At 66.2% G+C, this 3,179-nt stretch carries 4 protein-coding genes; 1 reads left to right on the top strand and 3 read right to left on the bottom strand.

The window, feature by feature from the left end; all coding sequences use genetic code 11:
- Positions 1-1,308: CoA-acylating methylmalonate-semialdehyde dehydrogenase (locus AC27VN_RS37010; protein ID WP_490879865.1), on the top strand; the 1,308-nt coding region annotated here is incomplete at its 5' end.
- 127 nt (positions 1,309-1,435) lie between these two features.
- On the opposite strand, the gene AC27VN_RS37005 is transcribed toward AC27VN_RS37010, so the two are convergent.
- The 3 genes from AC27VN_RS37005 to AC27VN_RS36995 all read right to left on the bottom strand — a co-directional run bounded on the left by AC27VN_RS37005 (position 1,436) and on the right by AC27VN_RS36995 (position 3,005).
- Positions 1,436-2,185 (bottom strand): Fic/DOC family protein, encoded by a 750-nt coding sequence (locus AC27VN_RS37005; RefSeq protein WP_490879864.1) that lies wholly within the window; start codon positions 2,183-2,185, stop codon positions 1,436-1,438.
- Positions 2,154-2,474 (bottom strand): hypothetical protein, encoded by a 321-nt coding sequence (locus AC27VN_RS37000; RefSeq protein ID WP_490879863.1) that lies wholly within the window; start codon positions 2,472-2,474, stop codon positions 2,154-2,156. Before AC27VN_RS37000 ends, AC27VN_RS37005 begins: the two co-directional genes overlap by 32 nt.
- A 108-nt stretch (positions 2,475-2,582) precedes the next feature.
- A complete protein-coding gene (locus AC27VN_RS36995) occupies positions 2,583-3,005 on the bottom strand; it encodes a surface-adhesin E family protein (RefSeq protein WP_490879862.1) in 423 nt (140 codons plus the stop codon).
- Positions 3,006-3,179 lie beyond the last annotated feature (174 nt).

Below are 3,179 nucleotides of genomic sequence, written 5' to 3'. Positions count from 1 at the left end.
CGCGTGATGTTCAAGTTCCTGCAGCTGCTCAACGAGCACAAGGACGAGCTGGCCCACCTGATCACCGCCGAGCACGGCAAGGTGTTCACCGACGCGCAGGGCGAAGTCAGCCGCGGCATCGACATCGTCGAGTTCGCCTGCGGCATTCCGCAGCTGCTCAAGGGCGACTTCACCGACCAGGTCTCGACCGGCATCGACAACTGGACCCTGCGCCAGCCGCTGGGCGTGGTCGCGGGCATCACGCCCTTCAACTTCCCGGTGATGGTGCCGATGTGGATGTTCCCGGTGGCGATCGCCGCGGGCAACACCTTCATCCTCAAGCCCAGCCCGACCGACCCGAGCCCCTCGCTGCGCATCGCCGAGCTGCTCAAGCAGGCCGGCCTGCCCGACGGCGTGTTCAACGTGGTGCAGGGCGACAAGGCCGCGGTCGACGCGCTGCTCGAGCATCCCGACGTCAAGGCCGTCAGCTTCGTGGGCTCGACCCCGATCGCCAACTACATCTACGAGACCGGCGCGCGCCACGGCAAGCGCGTTCAGGCCCTGGGCGGCGCCAAGAACCACATGGTGGTGATGCCCGACGCCGACATCGACCAGGCCGTCGACGCGCTGATCGGCGCGGGCTACGGGTCGGCCGGCGAACGCTGCATGGCGATCAGCGTGGCGGTGCTGGTGGGCGACGCGGCCGAGAAGATCATGCCGAAGCTGATCGAGCGCACCAGGACCCTGAAGGTGCTCGACGGCGAGAACCTCGAGGCCGAGATGGGCCCGATCGTCACGCGTGCCGCGCACGAGCGCATCACCGGCTACATCGCCCAGGGCGAGAAGGAAGGCGCGAAGCTGCTGGTCGATGGCCGCCAGTTCGACGGCGCCAAGGCCGGCAAGGGCTGCGACGATGGCTTCTGGATGGGCGGCACCCTGTTCGACCACGTCACGCCCGAGATGCGCATCTACAAGGAAGAGATCTTCGGTCCGGTGCTCTCGTGCGTGCGCGTCGCCAACTTCAAGGACGCCGTCGACCTCGTCAATGACCACGAATTCGGCAACGGCGTGAGCTGCTTCACCCGCGACGGCAACGTGGCCCGCGAATTCGGCCGCCGCATCCAGGTCGGCATGGTCGGCATCAACGTGCCGATCCCGGTGCCGATGGCCTGGCACGGCTTCGGCGGCTGGAAGCGCTCGCTGTTCGGCGACATGCACGCCTATGGCGAGGAAGGCGTGCGCTTCTATACCAAGCAGAAGTCGATCATGCAGCGCTGGCCCGAGAGCACGCCGAAGGGGGCGGAGTTCGTGATGCCTACGGCGAAGTAAGCGGCTCGGCTTTTAGTCGCTTGCCAGATGCCCCTTCGAGGGGTAACGCAGCCGCCGCGGGGGAACCCGTTGGCGGCTGCGTGCATTGGCGGTCATGGCACGGGCTGACGACGGAATGGGGACTACCTCATGCGTCGGGTGCGATGCGGTAGTTTCGCTGCTGCTCGAACTCGCGGTACTTCTGCGACACCTGCTCATCGGCGTATTCGCCCTCGACGGTGTCCTCGATGCCTCGGCCGCTCAGACCCGGCAGCCCACCGATCGCGCCGCCCCACAGGTGCCGCTCCTGCGGCGCGCCCACGAACGCCAGCAGATACGCATCGAGGATCCCCTTGCCCGGCGACGCGATCTCCGCGCTCAGTGCCGCAAGGTAGTCGGCCTTTCGTGTCCGGTGCCACTCGATGCAGAAACCGGCGCGATGGCACAGCTCGCTATGGATCACGAGCATCGTCCGCCCGTTGCCGTCCAGAAACGGATGCCCATAGGCGAACAGCCCCATGACCTCTCCAGGCCGTTGACGTAATTGGCGCGGGTCGGCGGCCATGCGCAGTCCGGCCTCCACTGCGCGGCGCGCATCGCGCGGATGACTGAACCAGGTGCCGGCCTTGGAGACGGCAGAATCGGGCGCCGTGGTCGCCCGGTCCTGCCCCGCCCAGGGATAGAAGGCCGAGAACAGGATCCCGTGGACTTCCAGGAACTCCGCGTAGGCCACGGTCCGCCGCGTCGCGAGGAATGCCAACGCTTCATCGAGCCCGGCTCGAAACAGCTGGTGCTCGAGTTCCTGGACGATCTGCGGGTCCTTCTCCGCGTAGAGATTGCGGAGGTAGCCCCGCACGTCGAAGTCCTTAAACGGATCGAACACGCTGCTTCTGTTCACGCAGGTGATTGATCAGCAAGGTGGCCATGTCCTGGGTGGAGAGCTGGCCCGCCCGCTTCAATGCAATGAGCAAGTCCTGCACATCGCCGGAGCGAACCTCGTCGCCCGCCAGCCGCGTGACCGTGTCCGCCCATTGATCGGCGGGTGTGCGGGTGTAGCGCACACCGAGCTCGTGCGCGAGATTCCGGACGAAGGCCTCGACACCGCTGACAGGCAGCACCAGACCGCGAGGGAGCGTGCGTCCCTTGTGCGCGCGCGAAGGCGTGTGCGTGCGATTCTGGCGTTTCATGGGTGCGTCAATGTCGCCTGAATTTTATCACCCCGCCCGAAAATTACTTAAAAACCTCAATCGCATCAACAACTTACATGCTGCCAACGAACCGGCAACCCGCACTGCTCAGCTCGCCCGCATCCGGCAAGCCGCCCGCACGATCCGCGCCGTCGGATTCGGCGTCATGTCGAGAAAACGCATCGGCTTGGGTGCCGCGCTGTAATCGGCGACCTGGTGCGGCTCTCCGCGCCACAGCGGCTCGGCATAGAAACGCGCCTGCACATAGGTCGCGCTCTTCGCATGGCAGTCGAAGACCACGCGCGATTCGTACGAGCGGTAGGGGACGCGGTCCCAGTTGAAGCGCGGGCCCGAGCGGTTCACGCGCACGTTCATCTCGATCAGCGGCTTCTCGGGCGCGGCCTCTCCTTCCGCGGGCGGGGTTGCCGCGATGCGGTTGGGGTCGACCTGAACCGTGTCGGCCGCCTTGTCGAGCGGATCGCCGACCACGGTGAACCACGCGGGCTGCGCCCATGCCAGGCTGCCCGCCACTGAAAGACCCGCCGCCAGCCACCAATGCCTCACGCGTTTGCTCCTCGTTGTCGCGACCGGGCCCCGCCGGGTCGGCAGGGAAAATAACCGAAGAATCCGGTTCGCTGACACAGGAATTTACAGTTTGGGGCACATCGGGCTTGTCGGACACCGGCGTGGCGGGCCTGCGGAAAG

It is taken from the genome of Variovorax sp. 20P10.2.4 (assembly GCF_058244205.1).
This window is presented reverse-complemented; position numbering and strand designations above follow the sequence as displayed.